Genomic DNA, 16,324 nt, shown 5'->3' on the forward strand with positions numbered 1-16,324 from the left:
TAAAGAAGGTGGTCCAGGGGCGTATGTCTCGAGAACATACCTTGTCAGCCAAGGAAAAGTGGGCGCTGGACGCCCAGCTGGGTGAGCTGCTTCGAGGAATGGAGCGCACGCATGAGGCGTCGAAACAGGGGTTTCAACAGCGCCTTGAGGCGCTGATGGCCCACTACAAGCTGAGCCGAGATGATGTGCTTGGTATCGTGAAGTGGATCGAGTGTCATTGATCGGATGCCGATCAACGAAAAAAGCCGCTGACGTGTCAGCGGCTTTTTTGTGGCTCTACGCCAGACCGTTAGTGCTTGAGCATGGTGCTGTAGTCAAGCAGGATCGCGGCGCTTTCATTGAGCTCGGCCTGGTCGATCGGCGTGTCGTCCTCTTCCTGATCACGGCTGTCGGTCCAGTCGGCGATCTCTTCAAGGCCGAGTGCTCGGCGGCGCTGGTTCTCGAGTGAGAGCTGTTCTGCTTCGCGCGCGTTCATTTCCTTCTGCCGCTGTTCCTTGTTGAGGCTGACGGAGTTGGTCTGTTCGCGGAGTTTCGTGGCGAGCTTGGCTTCCTGTTCCAGATAGCGGAAGTTGGGGTTGGTGCTGACCCGCTCCTGGTGAGCCTTCTCAAGCGCGGTCAGATACTGGCCCGGGTCGCCGTAGCGGCGGTAGTTGACCGAGCGTACCGTATCCCAGGGCAGAGCGTTATCGAGTGCGCTTTCACCAATGTCGCTTTTGTCCACCAGACTCGGGAAGCTGATGTCCGGCATTACGCCCTTGAGCTGGGTGCTCTTGCCGGTGATGCGGTAGAACTTGGCGCGAGTCATCTTGAGCTCGCCGTGACTGAGATCCGACAGGGTCTGAACGGTGCCCTTGCCAAACGTCTGGGTGCCGATGATCAGCCCGCGGCCATAGTCCTGAATGGCGCCGGCAAAGATTTCAGACGCCGAGGCCGAGAGCCGGTTCACAAGCACGGCCAGCGGGCCGCTGTAGGCCACGCCCCGGTCGGTATCACCATAGAGGCTGATGCGCCCGCGTGCGTCACGGACCTGCACGGTGGGGCCGCGATCGATGAACAGGCCGATCATCGAGTTGGCTTCCTGCAGGGCGCCGCCACCGTCGTTTCGAAGGTCGAGCACGATGCCCTGAACGTTCTGGGCCTTCAGTTTGTCGATAAGCTTGTGCACATCGCGCGTGGTGCTGCGGTAATCCTTCTTGCCGGCTTGCCAGGCTTCGAAATCGACGTAGAAGGCGGGCACCTTGATCACGCCGATCTTGACCGGCTGACCGTCTCGCTCGAGTGTGATGACCTGGCTCTGGGCCGCCTGATCTTCCAGCTTGACCGTGTCACGCTTGATTTCGATCACATGCGTCTGCGTTACGTCCACGGCCTTGGCCGGGATGATTTCAAGGCGAACGGTCGACCCCTTGGCGCCGCGAATCAAATCGACGACGTCATCGAGGCGCATGCCGATCACGTTGGTCATGTCGCCGGTCTTGCCCTGGCCGACTGCAACGATGCGATCGGCGGGTTTGAGATCACCTGCCTTGTCGGCGGGGCCGCCCGGCACCAGGCTTGCCACCTTGACGTATTCGCCCTCGTTTTGAAGCAGGGCGCCGATGCCTTCCAGCGAGAGTTTCATCTGGATATCGAACGATTCGCCCTGGCTTGGCGAAAGATACTCGGTATGCGGATCGACCGAGCCGGTCGCGGCGCTCATGATGACGCTCAATACATCTTCTGAATTGGTCTGCTGCACCCGCTTCAGCTGGTTGGTGTAGCGTGACTTCAGCTGCTTCACGATATCATCATCGGCGGTTTTCGAAAGTGACATGGTCAAAGCCGAGTTCTTGAGCCGCTTGTCCCAGAGGTGATCAAGGGATTCGGTATCATGGGCCCAGTCACTGTCTTCGCGGTCGATCGCCATGCGCTCAGTGGTCGAGAAATCAAATGCGGGTTTGTCGTCGAGCGTCTTGATGATGTAGTCAAGGCGCGCCTCGAGCCGCGTCTGGAAGAGGTTGTAGAGCGCGTAGAGCTCATCGAGGTCGCCCGAATCGATGTCGTCGCCAAAGCTTTGAGCCAGGCCACTGAAACGATCGATGTCGCGCTGAAGCAGGTAGACGTGCTGCGGATCAAGAAGGGTCAGAAGGCGCTCGAAGGCCTTTTCCGACCAGGCCTGGTCAAGCGTGACGTCATCGTAGTGACCGTAGCGGAGCGCCTCGCTTACGTCGCGGGCGGCCTGCCTTTGATCCTCGTCAGGCGTCAATGCCTGCGAAGCGGCCATGCTTGGAATCGCAACGGCCAGCCAGAGTAGGGCAATAGCCATGTAGTGGGCGACTGCACGTGGGGTCATCAATGATGCTCTCCTGGTTTCATGTACACTCATTCCTCAGACGGTTCCTCTTGCTCAATGTCGGGCATCGGCTAATTCATGCAACGTTATGCAAAAGATAGAGGCGTTTTTTATGGTTTCAGTTTCCCAGGTACAAGATCAGCTGTGTGAGTTCTTGGACGCATCGCCGACCGCTTGGCACGCCACCCGCAACATGACTGACATGCTTGCGCGCTCAGGGTATCAGGCATTGGACGAGCGGTCAGCCTGGACACTAACACCGGGTGGCCGCTATTACGTGACGCGAAACGACAGCGCAGTGATTGCCTTCCAGGTACCGACGGGCGGGCTTGATGGCTTTCGCATGATGGGGGCGCATACGGACAGTCCTTGTCTGCGGCTCAAGTCAGACCCCGTTCAGCGTTCGCGCGACTGGCTGCAGTTCGGAGTCGAAGTCTATGGAGGTGTCTTGCTGGCACCGTGGTTCGATCGTGATCTGGGGCTTGCCGGACGCGTGCATGTGCGGCGCAGCAATGGAAAAGTTGAAGGTATCCTAATTAATACCAATAAGCCAATTGCCATCATACCTTCGCTGGCCATCCATATGGACCGAGAGGCCAACCAGAACCGCTCCTTCAATGCCCAGACGCAGATGGCTCCCGTGGTCTGGCAGGGCGCTTGCGCCGATGATAACCCCTTGCTGAGCCTGATAAAGACGCAAGCTGGCGCCGATATCGAGGCTATTCTCGGGCATGAGCTTTGCCTCTATGACACCCAGCCGGCCGGTCGGATCGGAGGTGAGGGTGGGCTGATCGCAAGTGCGCGCCTCGATAATCTGCTCTCATGCTTTTGTACGACGTCGGCGATGGCGGCGCTGGAGGGCGATCAGGCGGTGCTTCTGGTGGCCAACGATCATGAGGAAGTGGGCAGTGCCAGCGCCAGTGGTGCTCAGGGATCATTTCTGCGTGATGTGCTTTCGCGCATCAATGAGTCAAGCGTCGGGCTTGGCGGCAGTGAGGGGTTTGTCCGAATGATTCAGAGCTCATGCATGGTCTCCTGCGATAACGCGCATGCGCTGCATCCGAACTACCCGGACAAACACGACCGTAACCATGGGCCGGCGATCAACGGCGGGCCTGTGATCAAGGTCAATGCCAATCAACGGTATGCGACCAACAGCGCAACCGAGGCCCTATTCCGTGATGCCTGCGAACGCGCTGAAGTGCCAGTGCAGTCGTTCGTGACGCGAGCGGATATGGGGTGCGGCAGTACCATTGGGCCGATTACGGCAACAGAGCTTGGTATTCCAACACTGGACGTCGGGCTGTCTCAGTGGGCGATGCACTCGGTGCGTGAGACTACCGGCGCAAGAGATCCGGCGCACCTGATTGCTGCCCTGGGCGCGTTCTGCAAACCGAATGAATGATGAGCCAATCAGCAGGCAATAAAAAACCCGCCAGAAGGCGGGTTTTTTAAATTTGGTGGCTACGCCCTGATTCGAACAGGGGACCCCATCATTATGAGTGATGTGCTCTAACCAGCTGAGCTACGTAGCCGTAACGGGTGCAGACTATACGGACGCCCCCGTTTCAAGTCAAGTACTTAAACGTTGAACCGGAAGTGGATCACGTCGCCGTCCTTGACAATGTAGTCCTTGCCTTCAAGGCGCCATTTACCGGCTTCCTTGGCGCCGGCTTCGCCGTTGTAGGCGATGAAATCGGCGTAGGAGACAACTTCGGCGCGAATGAAGCCTTTCTGAAAATCGGTGTGAATCACACCGGCGCCCTGAGGCGCGGTAGAGCCTTTCGGGACCGTCCAGGCGCGCACTTCCTTGACGCCCGCGGTGAAGTAGGTCTCGAGCCCGAGCAGGTCATAGCCTGCACGAATGACGCGATCAAGGCCCGGCTCGCTCATGCCGAGTTCATCCAGAAACATGGCGCGCTCATCGTCTTCGAGTTCGGCGATTTCGGACTCGAGCTTATTGCAGACCGGCACCACGATAGCGCCTTCTTCTTCGGCAATGCCCCGCACGATGTCGAGGTAGGGGTTGTTGTCGAACCCGTCTTCATTGACGTTGGCGATGTACATGGTCGGCTTCAGGGTCATGAAGCCGTAGCTCTTGATGAGCTGAAGTTCATCGGCGGTCAGCGAGAAGCTTCGAAGCGGCTGACCTTCGGCCAGATGTGGCTGAATCTTTTCAAGCACGGCCTTGGTGGCGATGGCGTCCTTGTCGCCGCCCTTGGCGGTGCGCGCCAGGCGCGTAATGCTGCGCTCGACGCTGTCCAGATCCGCAAGCGCCAACTCGATGTTGATCGTTTCGATGTCGGCTTTCGGGTCGACCTGATTGGCCACGTGAATCACGTTGTCGTTGTCGAAGCAGCGTACGACATGGGCGATGGCGTCGGTTTCACGAATGTTGGCCAGAAACTGATTGCCAAGCCCTTCACCCTTGGACGCACCGGCGACCAGACCTGCGATGTCAACGAACTCCATGGTCGTCGGAACCACTTTTTCCGGCTTTACGATGGCGGCCAGAGCCTCCTGGCGCGGGTCCGGGACCGGGACGATGCCCGTATTGGGTTCGATGGTGCAAAAGGGGAAGTTTTCGGCGTCGATGCCGGATTTGGTCAGCGCGTTGAAAAGCGTCGACTTGCCGACGTTCGGTAGTCCGACAATGCCGCAGTTGAAACCCATGGTGTCATCCTGTCGTTCGAATCGCCTGATGCGATGTGCTGGATTATTTGATGCTGTGCAGCTGACTCATGGCGCGTGCCGAATCGCCCTGAAGCAGCAGGGGCAGGACATTGATCGACGCATCGATGGCGTCATCGATTGACTGTCGCTCGGCTTTTCCGGGGGCGCTGAGTACATGATTGGTGACCAGCTTGGCGTTGCCCGGATGATCGATGCCGAGCCGCAGGCGCATGAACTCGCGATCGTTGCCTTGGGCGCTGATGATGTCTCGAAGTCCGTTGTGCCCGCCATGGCCGCCACCTTGTTTCAGGCGCGCCTGACCCGATGGAATATCGAGCTCATCATGGGCGACAAGAAACGCAGATGTTGGAAACTTGAAGAACTTGGCCAGAGACGAGACCGCCTGGCCGCTGCGGTTCATGAACGTCGTGGGCACCAACAGGTGCAGCTCATGCCCTTGATAGGTGATCTTGGCGTACTGCCCGAAAAATTTCTTTTCAGGTCGCAAGGGCGTGTTGCACGCCCTTGCGAAAGCCTCGATAAACCAGGCACCTGCATTGTGGCGGGTATGCTCGTACTGTTGGCCCGGGTTGCCCAGGCCGATCAGGGCTCGAATAGCCGTCATGCAGGTGTCCTGTTGGTTTATCAGTCTTCGGTGGTGGTGCTTTCGGCGTCGTCGCCTTCGCCGTCACCTTCCGTGCCCTTGTCGGCATGGGTGATGCTGACGATGCCGTAGTCGGACTCTTCGCCATGGGACAGGGCGACCAGCGTCACGCCTTCCGGCAGCGGGATGTCGGACAGGTGCAGCGTTTCACCAAGGCCAAGACCGGCAACGTCGACTTCCAGGTATTCCGGCAGATTCTGCGGCAGGCAGCTGATTTCGACGTCGTTGTTCAGAACGTGCAGTACACCGCCTTCATCCTTGACGCCCTTGCAGGCTTCATCGTTGGCGAAGTGCAGCGGAACGGTCGTGGTCAGCTCATGCGTGTCGTCGACGCGCATGAAGTCGGCGTGAGTGATCAGCGGCTTGTACGGGTGACGCTGCAGGTCACGGATGACCACGCTTTCTTTCTGGCCGGCGATGTCGAGAACAACGACTGAAGAGAAGAACGACTCACTTTCGATGGCCTTGTAGAACGACGGCTTATCGATGGCGACCGGTTTCGGGGCAGTTTCACCACCGTAGATGATGGCCGGTACGACATCGCCCTGACGACGCAGGCGGCGGCTCGCACCTTTCCCCAGGTCGCTGCGATCTTGAGCTTTCAATGTGAACTGATTTGACATGGTGTAGTTACTCTTTAAGAGGTAATGAACACGAATACGGATGCCCGCGACCAGGTCATCCGTATTCGTCGCTTTGGCGCAAATGCGCCTATCGATCAGTGATCAATGAAACATGGCACTGACGGATTCTTCGTTGCTGACGCGACGGATCGCCTCGGCAATCAGCCCAGCCATGCTGAGCTGGCGAATCTTGCCGCTTCGGCGGGCGGCTTCGGACAGCGGGATAGTATCCCCAACGACCAGTTCGTCAAGCTTGGACTGGGTGATGTTATCGACCGCGGGGCCGGACAGGATCGGGTGGGTTGCATAGGCGACAACCCGGCGCGCCTGGTGCTCCTTGAGCGCCTCGGCGGCCTTGCAGAGTGTGCCTGCGGTATCGACCATGTCATCGACCAGAATGCAGGTCCGGTCCTTGATCTCGCCGATGATGTGCATGACCTGGGCCTGGTTGGCCTGCGGGCGACGCTTATCGATGATGGCGAGATCGGTATTCAACTGCTTGGCGATGGCGCGAGCGCGGACAACGCCACCGACATCGGGCGAGACCACGACGATGTCGTCGTAGTTCTGGCGTTCGATGTCGTCGAGGAGAATCGGCGAGCCGTAGACATTATCTACCGGGACATCGAAAAAGCCCTGGATCTGGTCGGCGTGAAGATCCATGGTCATGACGCGGTCGACGCCTGCCTTGACCATCATGTCGGCCACGACCTTGGCCGAGATCGGGACGCGCGCGGAGCGAACGCGGCGGTCCTGGCGGGCATAACCGAAGTAGGGAATGACCGCGGTGATGCGCGTGGCCGAGGCACGACGCAGGGCATCGACCATCAGGATCAGTTCCATGATGTTGTCGTTGGTCGGGGAGCAGGTCGACTGCAGAATGAAGACGTCCTTGCCGCGAACGTTTTCATTGATCTCGACGGCGATTTCTCCATCGCTGAACTGGCCGACTGTTGCATGGCCCAATCGGTTGTCGAGGCATTCTGCAACTTTGCGGGCGAGTTCGGGGTTGGCATTCCCCGCGAAAACCATCAGTTTAGACACGCGTGGCCACCTTTGGACGCTAGTGGAAATCGTAGAGAAATCAGAGCAAGAACGACTGAGTCAGACGCCATTGAAATGGCTGGGGTACCAGGACTCGAACCTGGGAATGCCGGTACCAGAAACCGGTGCCTTACCACTTGGCTATACCCCAACACGTCGTCTGCCAGTCACATTACCCAACCTTGTTTAAGGCAATGTGAAGGGGAGAAGTATTCAAGCCGTTAGCAATAAACGCCTGCCACTGCTGACGGTCACTGCGGGCGTCACGCTCCTGCTGAATACGGCGCAGAATGTTATCGGCCTCCTCATGCGACGTCAAGGGGCAGAACACGCATCCGCCGGTGCCGGTCAGTCGGGCGGGCCCGAAAGTTGAGAGCCAGGCAAGGGCGTCATCGATGGCCGGATAGTGCGCACAAACGATGGCCTCGCAGTCGTTGTCAGGGCGCAGGAGCGCCTCATCCATGGAAAGCATCGGGGTTGTCCGTGGCAGATCCGGAGCGCCGAATACGGTTTTGGTCGATACCTGAGGCCCTGGATGAAGCACGATGTAGGGCACTTCAGGAAGATCGATCGCGGTCAGACGCTCACCGACGCCTTCGGCAAAGGCGCTTCGGCCACGAACGAACACGGGCACGTCGGCCCCAAGTGTCGCGCCCAGTTCTGCAAGCGTTTCAAGAGAGAGGTCGAGTTGCCATAAGGCGTTCAGCCCGAGCAGGGTCGTTGCCGCGTTCGAACTGCCGCCGCCGATGCCGCCGCCCATCGGCAGGCGCTTTTCGAGCGAGATGCGTGCGCCCTGGGCGCAGCCGGTGTGCCTGCGCAGAAGCTCTGCAGCCCGAATGATCAGGTTGTCGTGCTCTGCAACCCCCTCAAGCGCCGGGGTGAGCGTAAGCTCAAAGCCGGATGCGGCCTCAAAGGTGAGCGTGTCGCCGTAATCGAGCAGTTGAAACACGGTCTGAAGCAGGTGGTAGCCGTCATCACGGCGACCTGTGATATGAAGCATCAGGTTGAGCTTGGCCGGGGCCGGCAGGGTGAGACTCATTTGCCGGCCTCGGGCTGCCATTTTGTCACGATCATGACCACGCGCAGCTCACCCTGAATCATGCTGATGCGTCCGGGCAGCCAAAGGCTGTCGACATTGGTCCATTTGCTGTAGGTGATCGTCCAGCCATCCTGTTCAAGCGTTTTGGGGAAGCCAAGTTCATCGCGCTCGATGTTGCTGTCCGAGTGTGGTGCCGGCTCGGCCTTGACCCAGTGATCGAGTGCCGAGACCGGCAGTGACCAGCCAAGCCGTGACTGCATCAGCGCCTCGGGCGAGGGCGCGCTGAAGGTGCCCTCACTGTTGCTCAGGCTGACGTTTCCGGGTTCACCGTCAAGCGTCGTACGGCCTGCACCGAAGGGGCCCGTCAGCAGCATTCGGTAGTGCGTGCCCGCTTGGGTCCAGTCCAGGTTGGCGCTTTGGTGGGTGTCGGGCGCGCTCAGCGCGACCTTACCCATCAGAGTCCAGGCATCAAGCGCCTCGATCTGGGTCTGCTGACTTTTCCAGTCACCGATGTGTCGGGTGCCGTTGGGCCCCGGGGCCTGGGTTGCACAGCCGGCGATCAGGGCAAAGGCGGCAATAACCATCAGTCGTCGCATGGGGAGGTCGCTTCTCATGAGTCAAGGTGATCTAGAGGGTAAGGTCGGGATAGCGTGACAGCAAGTCGTTTAACGCAGGCGTTTCATCAAAGCGCTGTAGGGCGTCGTCGAGCAGGCGTCGTGCCTGAGGCCGGTGATGATCAAGCCACAGGGCCTCGATGAGGTGTGAAGCGATCTCATCGTCTGGCGCGTCCATGTAGGCACGCTTCAAGAGCAAAATGCCATCCCGGTACCGTTCGGCCTTGATGTAGGCCCACCCTAGGCTGTCCTGGATCGCGGGGTGGTCCGGCGCCAGACGGTGGGCCTGCTCGAGCAGGGCTGTGCCTCTGGCTAGATGGGGCGTTCGAGTGACAAGCGTGTAGCCGTAGGCATTGAGCACCCGAGGGCTTTCGGGCGTGCGCTCAAGGAGCGCATCAAGTTCGGCAAGCGCTTTTTGAACCCGACCATGATCGAGTGCGTGCATGGCCTTTGTGTAGGCCAGTTCGTCTCGATGCTCGGGCATCTGCTCGATCAGTTCGTCGAGCCGACGATCGGCGGCCGAAAAGGGGGATAGCCGATCGAGCAGGTCCAGTTCGATGTCGACAAGGTCGAGCCAATAGTCGGGATGGGCCTGCTGTTGTTGCTGGATCAGAAGAATCGCCCGGTGAGGATTGGTGTGCTCAAGCAGCACGTCAATGCCTTGCCGGCGCGAGGCGAGAAACAGCGGGCCTTCCGGTACCGCTAAAAGCGCAGTCAGCGCACGTTCGGGTTCATCGCTTGCGATGTGGAGTCGAGCAGTCAGGACGTCAGTAATCCCCTGGTCGCGTTCGTTTCGCGCGGCGCGGGCCTCAACCACCTTGAACCCAGTCTCGATGGCGCGGTGTCGAATGGCTTCATCGATCAGGGCGGTGTGAAGTTCGGTGTCGTCGGGGCGAAGTGCCACCAGTCTCTGGGCTGCGGTAGAGGCTGTCGCGACGTCCTGCTGGGCGAGCGCGCTTTGCGTCAGCGCAAGCCAAAGGCGCGCGTCGCTTGCGTCGCGTTTGACGCCCTCTCGGGCAGCCTGCTCGGCGCGTCCGGTATCCCCCCGCGCCTGATGATACAGCGCACTGATCAGCCAGAATTCGGGCACCGGCCCCAGGCCGTGCGCGCGCATGAGTTCGGCCGCGGCGGCGTCAAGGCGCTCTGCGCGGACGTTGGCAAGGATGAGTGCAAGTCGTGCGTCGTGATCGTCCGGGTGCGTGCCGAGGTGGCGTGACAGTTCCGGAATCAGGGTCTCGGGCGGTGCGCCGCGCTGAATCAGGTAGTCGATGAAATCGACCAGCGCGTACTCCGGGGGCGGCGTCGGGCTTTCCCTCAAGTGAATCAGCGCATCGAGCGCTGCCGGCCAGTTTTCCTGCGTGCTGTAAAGGTCAGCGAGAATCTGCCAGGGGGTGCTTTTCTCTGGTGCGGCTTCGGACCATAGCTCTGCGCTTTGTAAAAGAAGCGTTTCATCGCTGCTCTGGCTTGCAAGTTCCGTGGCGCGCTCGAGCAGTGCGGCGGACGGCGTATGGCGGTTTTGGGTCAGATAGGCCTTCGACCCGCCGGTGAAGTCGCCGCGCCTTGCGGAGAGTTCGCCGGAAATAAGGGTCGCGAGGGCGTTGGCCCGGGGTGAGGCGTAAGTGTCGTCTGCGGGTTCGCGCGAGGTCGAAAGCGGGGCGCAGCCGCTCAGTGCAGCGCCCAGGCCAATAGCGATTATAGGAAAGAATAATGTGCGAGCCCGCATTTTCGCCCCGTATATTGAAAGATCAGAATGCTTTGGCGGTGGTGCGTCATCGCGTCAACATTACGGCATCCCAAGGACACGCACGCTATGGTAGAATGTCCGCTATTTTTCAAGAGCGGGGGCTTGACGTTGCTCCCGATGAGCCGATGATGAATATCTTTTCGAGGGCCGCCATTCCCGAGACCGGTGAGGAAATTTCTCGCAGTGAACGGTCTGACCGGGGTGAGGCTGGATCGTCTCCCACGACTCGGCGCTTTGAACGACAGGCTACTATGACGCTTCTCGCACTGGGGATCAATCACAGAACGGCAGCGGTGGATGTGCGCGAAAAGATCGCGTTTTCACCGGTCGAGCTGCAGGATGCATTCGTCGAGCTGGCCGCGCTCGAGGGCATCAAGAGCGCCGTGGTTCTGTCGACCTGCAACCGTACCGAAATCTACTGCATGCTCGCGCATCCCGATGGCGAAGGCGCGATCATCGACTGGCTGAGCGCCTACCACGGTGTACCTGCCAATGACATTCTCGAATGCAGCTACAGCTATGTCGGAAGCGACGCCGTTCGCCACCTGATGCGGGTGGCGTGTGGCCTCGACTCGATGGTGCTCGGCGAGCCCCAGATCCTCGGTCAGATCAAGGACGCCTATCAGAAGGCGCGCTACCACGAAGCCGTTCATGGGGAGCTCGACCGGCTCTTTCAGCATACCTTTTCGATCGCGAAGCAGGTGCGCACCGACACCGATATCGGTGAGCATCCGGTGTCGATCGCCTTTGCCGCGGTCAATCTGGCCAGTCGCATTTTCGACGACTTCACGCGCTCGCGGGCGCTGTTGATCGGTGCCGGTGAGACCATTGAGCTGGTCGCGCGCCATCTGCGCGAGGCGGGCATACAGGGCGTGATCGTTGCCAATCGCACCCAGGAGCGGGCGCAGACGCTTGCGGACGAAGTCGGTGGCGTCGCGATCAGCCTGGAAGAGATTCCGTCCGCGCTGACCTGTGCCGACATCGTGATTTCCTCCACCGCAAGCCCGCTGCCGATTCTCGGCAAGGGCATGGTCGAGGGGGCGCTCAAGGCGCGCAGGTATCGGCCCATGTTCATGGTCGACATTGCCGTGCCGCGAGACATCGAGTCTCAGGTCGGTGATCTCGATGACGTCTTTCTCTATAGCGTCGATGACCTTCATGAGGTGATCGAGGAAAACCGACGTCAGCGCCAGGCCGCCGCCGATCAGGCCGAGGCGATCATCGCGGACGGTGTGGATACCTGGCAGCACGAGCGCCGCGTTCGAAGCGCCGGCCAGATGATCAAGCAGTACCGACTTCAGGCCGAGAGCTTGCGCCGCACCTCCGAGGAGCAGGCGCTTCAGCAGCTGGCTCAGGGCCAGCCTGCCGAAGAAGTCATCCGACGTTTATCGCATCAACTCAGCAACAAGCTCTTGCACGGCACCACCAAACGGCTGCGCGACGCCTCGGGGGCCGAGCGACACGACCTCCTGCTGGCTGCCGAAGAGCTGCTGCTGGACCCGCTAGAGGCAGAACAGGACCCGTCATGAAAGCATCGCTGCGCCAGCGTCTCGATTCGTTCGATGAGCGCTTCGAGGAGCTGTCGGCTCTTCTCTCCGACCCCGATGTGATCGGTGATCAAAAATCGTTTCGAGCCTATTCCCGCGAGTACGCAGACCTCGAGTCTCTGGTCGAGGCCTGGAGCCGTTATCGCGGTCTTGAAAGTGACCGTTCGGCGGCCGAAGCCATGCGCCACGACGATGACGCCGACATGCGTGCCATGGCCGAAGACGAGCTTCACGAACTGGATGCAGCGCTTGATGCTCAGGAAACCACGCTCAAGAAGCTGCTGGTGCCGAAAGACCCCAACGATGAGCGGAGCGTGTTCCTCGAGGTGCGCGCCGGCACCGGCGGTGACGAAGCGGCGCTCTTCGCAGGCGATCTGTTTCGGATGTATTCGCGCTACGGCGAACTTCAGGGCTGGCGGGTCGAGATCATCAGCCAGAGTCTTGGCGAGCACGGGGGCTACAAGGAAGTCATCGCGCGGCTCTCCGGACAGGGGGTATACGGCCGGCTGAAGTTTGAGTCCGGCGCCCACCGGGTGCAGCGGGTACCGGCCACCGAGTCCCAGGGCCGTATCCATACCTCGGCCTGTACGGTTGCCGTCATGCCCGAAGCCGACAGCGTCGATGATGTGGAACTCAACGCATCCGACCTTCGCGTTGACACCTTTCGTTCGAGCGGCGCAGGCGGCCAGCACGTCAATACCACCGACTCGGCCATCCGCATTACGCACCTGCCGACCAACACGGTGGTTGAGTGCCAGGACGAGCGCTCCCAGCACAAGAACCGCGCAAAAGCGATGTCACTGCTGGCGGCGCGACTGAAGCAGTCGGCCGAGAGCGCCCAGCGCCAGCAGCAGGCCGATGAGCGACGCTCGCTGGTGGGTTCGGGCGATCGCAGCGAGCGCATTCGCACCTACAATTTTCCGCAGGGGCGCGTGACCGATCACCGCATCAACCTGACGCTCTACAAGCTCAATGACATCGTGGCCGGGACCGAACTCGGTGAAGTCATCGATGCACTGGTTCAGGAGCATCAGGCCGACCAGCTTCTGGCCATGCAGCAGGCGTCCTGAGGTGGCGTTGCTGAGAGTCGATGAGGCACTCGAATGCGCCGCGACCCGCCTGCGCGACCGCTCCGAGAGCGCCCGTCTTGACGTGGAAGTGCTGCTTGCCCATGTGCTGGGTAAAACGCGGACCTGGCTCTACACCTGGAACGACCATGTGCTGACCCAGGCCGAGTTTGAGACGTTCGAGGCGTTGATTCAGGCGCGGTCTAACGGCGAACCGGTGGCCTATCTCACCGGCCAGCGCGAATTCTGGGGCCTGATGCTCGACACCAACGCCAGCACCCTGATTCCAAGACCCGATACCGAAACGCTGGTTCAGTGCGCCCTGGATGTGATGCATGCGCCCACGGGCTGCGTGCTTGACCTGGGCACCGGCACCGGCGCCGTTGCACTGGCGCTCAAGAGCGAGCGCCCCGGCTGGCAGGTGAGCGCGGTGGACCGAGTCGATGGCGCAGTGGCGCTTGCCCACGAAAATGCCCGGCGCCTGGGGCTTGAGATTGCGGTCACGCAAAGTGATTGGTTCAAGGCGCTTGCAGGCGAGCGCTTCGACCTGATTGTCTCCAACCCCCCCTACATCGATGCAAACGATGCCCATCTCGAGCGCGGTGATGTGCGCTTCGAGCCCCATTCGGCCCTGATCGCGTCGAACGAGGGGTACCGGGATCTCGAGTATCTGATCGAGCACGCCCGGGCGCATTTGAACCCTCAAGGCTTTTTGATGCTCGAGCATGGGTTCGCGCAGGGTGAGCGCGTTCGAGGGGCGTTCGAGCGCATGGGCTACTCGGCCATTGAAACGCTCAAGGATCTTGCCGGTCAGCCGCGGGTCACGCGCGCGCTCTGGCCGGCGCGCAAGGAGGCGAGTGAATGAACGACCAGGAGCTTTTGCGTTACAGCCGCCACATCATGCTGCCTCAGGTCGATATCGACGGTCAGGATCGGCTGCTCGGCGCGCACGCGCTTATCATCGGCGTCGGCGGGCTGGGGTCGCCGGCAGCGCTTTATCTGGCGGCAAGCGGGGTGGGGCGGCTGACGCTGGTCGATGACGACGTCGTCGAGCTGACCAACCTTCAGCGTCAGATTGCTCATACCGAGGCTGCGCTGGGTGAGACCAAGGTGGCCTCTGCCTGTGCGCGCGCCAAGGCGCTGAACGGCCAGTGCCTCATCGAGACGGTGCAGGTGCGCCCCGATGCGGCGCGTCTTTCCGAGCTTGTTCGTGCAGCGGACGTGGTGCTTGATTGCACCGACCGGTTTTCAAGCCGCTACGCCATCAATCGTGCCTGCCTCGAGACTGACACGCCGTTGGTCTCCGGTGCGGCCATTCGCTTTTCGGGCCAGCTTGCAGTGTTTGATTTTCGCGCCCGCGAGACGCCCTGTTACGCCTGCCTTTACGGGGACGATGGCAGCGATGAGGCACTTAGTTGCGCGGAAAGCGGTGTGATCGCGCCACTGGTCGGCGTGATCGGCACCTTTCAGGCCCTCGAGGCGGTCAAGCTTCTTGCCGGCGCTGGCACGCCGGCAAAAGGGCTTTCAAGTTTCGATGGCCTGACCGGCGAGTGGCGTCAGTTCGACGTCCCGCGTGATCCTGAATGCCCGGTGTGCGCCGCGCGTCGACCTGCCTGATCGGGGCGCTGCCGGCCCTGATGTAAACGACATTTTCGCGTTTGCGCTCATCGCGCCCGCTACAAGGAGTGGTCTGCCATCATGTCTGTTGCACTCGATTCCTACTACGCAGATAGCGTGCGTGTGCCGTTCGAACCAACGCCTGCGTTTTCGGGCGAACTCGAGGTCGATGTCTGTGTGGTGGGCGGCGGCGTCAGTGGCTGTTCGACGGCGCTTCATCTGGCGCGTGCCGGCTTCCGCGTTGCGTTGATCGAGGCCTTTCGAATCGGTCATGGCGCCTCCGGGCGCAGCGGCGGTCAGATTCTTCCAGGCTTTGGTACGGACATGAGCGTGATCGAGGCGCAGGTCGGTCTTGAAGACGCGCGAACGCTCTGGGCGCTCAGCCGTGAGGCGCTTGCGCTGACCGAGTCCTTGATCGACACCCACGCCATCGACTGTGATTATCGCCGCGGCTACGTGCACACCGCGTTGAAACCGCGTCACGAGCGTGCGCTCAAACAGTGGCAGGCAACGCTTGCCGGGCGTTATGGCTATGAGGGGCTTGAGTGGCTCGATAAGGCGTCGCTTCAAGAGCGGGTCGTGACCGAGGCGTATACCGGCGGTCTGTTCGAGCCGGAAGCGGGGCACCTGCATCCGCTCAACTATACGCTTGGCCTTGCGCGGGCGGCGAAGGCGGCCGGGGTTCAGGTGTTCGAACACGCTCCGGCCGAGCGAATCGAACGCGGTGAGCCTTGCCGTGTGCATACCCCTTCAGGCACTATCCGCGCCCAGCGTACGGTGCTGACCGTGAACGCCTATCATGTAGGGCTGGTGCCGGAAGTGGCCTCAAAGATCATGCCGGTTGCCAACTACATCATCGCGACCGAGCCCTTGAGCGAGGCGCAGGTGGCAAACGTTCTGCCGCAAAACGATGCGGTGTCCGATGCCAATTTCGTGCTGGATTACTACCGACTCTCGGGCGACCGGCGTCTTCTTTATGGGGGGCAGGTCAGCTACGACGGACGTGAACCGAGGCAGTTGCTGCCCCGGATGCAGGCCAAGATGGCTGAGCTTTTTCCGGTGCTCAAGGGCGTTGCCATCGACTATCGGTGGGGCGGCGATGTGGCGATCACCCGAAACCGGGCACCGCATTTCGGTGTGATCGACCAGACGCTTTATTTTGCCCACGGCTATTCCGGGCACGGCATGGCGTTGGCGGGGCTTGCCGGCAAGCTGCTGGCCGAGGCCATCGAGGGTCGCTCCGAGCGGTTCGAGGCGTTCGCGCGCCTGACCCATCGCGATTTTCCCGGTGGCCGCCGTTTGCGAACGCCGCTACTGGTGCTGGCAACGTCGTTTTACAAGCTGAAGGATCGACTGTAGC

The 16,324-nt window shown here is 60.8% G+C and carries 15 protein-coding genes and 2 tRNA genes; 7 read left to right on the forward strand and 10 right to left on the reverse strand.

From position 1 onward, the window contains the following. Positions 1-23 precede the first annotated feature (23 nt). Positions 24-221 carry a hypothetical protein gene (locus tag NAT49_RS00335; protein ID WP_251589471.1) on the forward strand — a complete coding sequence of 66 codons (198 nt, stop codon included), beginning with the start codon at positions 24-26 and terminating at the stop codon, positions 219-221. A 68-nt stretch (positions 222-289) separates the two neighbouring features. Here the strand turns inward: NAT49_RS00335 and NAT49_RS00340 are convergent, their stop codons facing one another. Then, positions 290-2,332: a carboxy terminal-processing peptidase gene (locus tag NAT49_RS00340; RefSeq protein ID WP_251589474.1), complete on the reverse strand. Its 2,043-nt coding sequence runs from the start codon at positions 2,330-2,332 to the stop codon at positions 290-292. A gap of 112 nt (positions 2,333-2,444) precedes the next feature. Between NAT49_RS00340 and NAT49_RS00345 the strand changes: the two genes are divergently transcribed. Beyond that, positions 2,445-3,737 (forward strand): M18 family aminopeptidase, encoded by a 1,293-nt coding sequence (locus NAT49_RS00345; protein ID WP_251589477.1) that lies wholly within the window; start codon positions 2,445-2,447, stop codon positions 3,735-3,737. A gap of 53 nt (positions 3,738-3,790) precedes the next feature. Here NAT49_RS00345 and NAT49_RS00350 read toward each other — a convergent pair. The 9 genes from NAT49_RS00350 to NAT49_RS00390 all read right to left on the reverse strand — a co-directional run bounded on the left by NAT49_RS00350 (position 3,791) and on the right by NAT49_RS00390 (position 10,712). Then, positions 3,791-3,867: transfer RNA gene (locus NAT49_RS00350), tRNA-Met, on the reverse strand. 46 nt (positions 3,868-3,913) lie between these two features. Continuing rightward, on the reverse strand, positions 3,914-5,005 hold the full coding sequence (ychF, locus tag NAT49_RS00355) for a redox-regulated ATPase YchF (RefSeq protein ID WP_251589479.1): 1,092 nt from the start codon (positions 5,003-5,005) through the stop codon (positions 3,914-3,916). Between the two features lie 43 nt (positions 5,006-5,048). Next, on the reverse strand, positions 5,049-5,630 hold the full coding sequence (gene pth, locus NAT49_RS00360) for an aminoacyl-tRNA hydrolase (protein ID WP_251589481.1): 582 nt from the start codon (positions 5,628-5,630) through the stop codon (positions 5,049-5,051). A gap of 20 nt (positions 5,631-5,650) precedes the next feature. Beyond that, positions 5,651-6,292: a 50S ribosomal protein L25/general stress protein Ctc gene (locus NAT49_RS00365; protein ID WP_251589484.1), complete on the reverse strand. Its 642-nt coding sequence runs from the start codon at positions 6,290-6,292 to the stop codon at positions 5,651-5,653. A 102-nt stretch (positions 6,293-6,394) separates the two neighbouring features. Beyond that, complete coding sequence (locus tag NAT49_RS00370) at positions 6,395-7,336, reverse strand: ribose-phosphate pyrophosphokinase (protein WP_251589486.1); 942 nt, start codon at positions 7,334-7,336, stop codon at positions 6,395-6,397. A 76-nt stretch (positions 7,337-7,412) separates the two neighbouring features. After that, positions 7,413-7,487: transfer RNA gene (locus tag NAT49_RS00375), tRNA-Gln, on the reverse strand. A 21-nt stretch (positions 7,488-7,508) separates the two neighbouring features. Continuing rightward, complete coding sequence (ispE, locus tag NAT49_RS00380) at positions 7,509-8,375, reverse strand: 4-(cytidine 5'-diphospho)-2-C-methyl-D-erythritol kinase (RefSeq protein ID WP_251589488.1); 867 nt, start codon at positions 8,373-8,375, stop codon at positions 7,509-7,511. Further along, the gene (gene lolB / locus NAT49_RS00385; protein WP_251589490.1) at positions 8,372-8,971 is read right to left on the reverse strand and encodes a lipoprotein insertase outer membrane protein LolB; all 600 of its coding nucleotides are present in this window, start codon (positions 8,969-8,971) and stop codon (positions 8,372-8,374) included. The genes ispE and lolB overlap by 4 nt, the downstream gene beginning before the upstream one ends. Before the next feature lie 31 nt (positions 8,972-9,002). After that, positions 9,003-10,712 (reverse strand): tetratricopeptide repeat protein, encoded by a 1,710-nt coding sequence (locus NAT49_RS00390; RefSeq protein ID WP_251589492.1) that lies wholly within the window; start codon positions 10,710-10,712, stop codon positions 9,003-9,005. 272 nt (positions 10,713-10,984) lie between these two features. Here NAT49_RS00390 and hemA point away from each other — a divergent pair, with 272 nt between their 5' ends. From hemA to NAT49_RS00415, 5 genes are all read left to right on the forward strand, one after another. Then, the gene (gene hemA / locus NAT49_RS00395; RefSeq protein WP_251589493.1) at positions 10,985-12,262 is read left to right on the forward strand and encodes a glutamyl-tRNA reductase; all 1,278 of its coding nucleotides are present in this window, start codon (positions 10,985-10,987) and stop codon (positions 12,260-12,262) included. After that, the gene (prfA, locus tag NAT49_RS00400) at positions 12,259-13,350 is read left to right on the forward strand and encodes a peptide chain release factor 1 (RefSeq protein ID WP_251589494.1); all 1,092 of its coding nucleotides are present in this window, start codon (positions 12,259-12,261) and stop codon (positions 13,348-13,350) included. Before hemA ends, prfA begins: the two co-directional genes overlap by 4 nt. 1 nt (position 13,351) lies before the next feature. Beyond that, positions 13,352-14,212: a peptide chain release factor N(5)-glutamine methyltransferase gene (gene prmC / locus NAT49_RS00405; RefSeq protein WP_309619133.1), complete on the forward strand. Its 861-nt coding sequence runs from the start codon at positions 13,352-13,354 to the stop codon at positions 14,210-14,212. After that, positions 14,209-14,964: a HesA/MoeB/ThiF family protein gene (locus tag NAT49_RS00410; RefSeq protein ID WP_251589495.1), complete on the forward strand. Its 756-nt coding sequence runs from the start codon at positions 14,209-14,211 to the stop codon at positions 14,962-14,964. The genes prmC and NAT49_RS00410 overlap by 4 nt, the downstream gene beginning before the upstream one ends. An 81-nt stretch (positions 14,965-15,045) precedes the next feature. Then, positions 15,046-16,323 carry an NAD(P)/FAD-dependent oxidoreductase gene (locus NAT49_RS00415; RefSeq protein ID WP_251589496.1) on the forward strand — a complete coding sequence of 426 codons (1,278 nt, stop codon included), beginning with the start codon at positions 15,046-15,048 and terminating at the stop codon, positions 16,321-16,323. Position 16,324: the final 1 nt, after the last annotated feature.

Source organism: Larsenimonas suaedae (genome assembly GCF_023712105.1).
Taxonomy (GTDB): Bacteria; Pseudomonadota; Gammaproteobacteria; order Pseudomonadales; family Halomonadaceae; genus Larsenimonas; species Larsenimonas suaedae.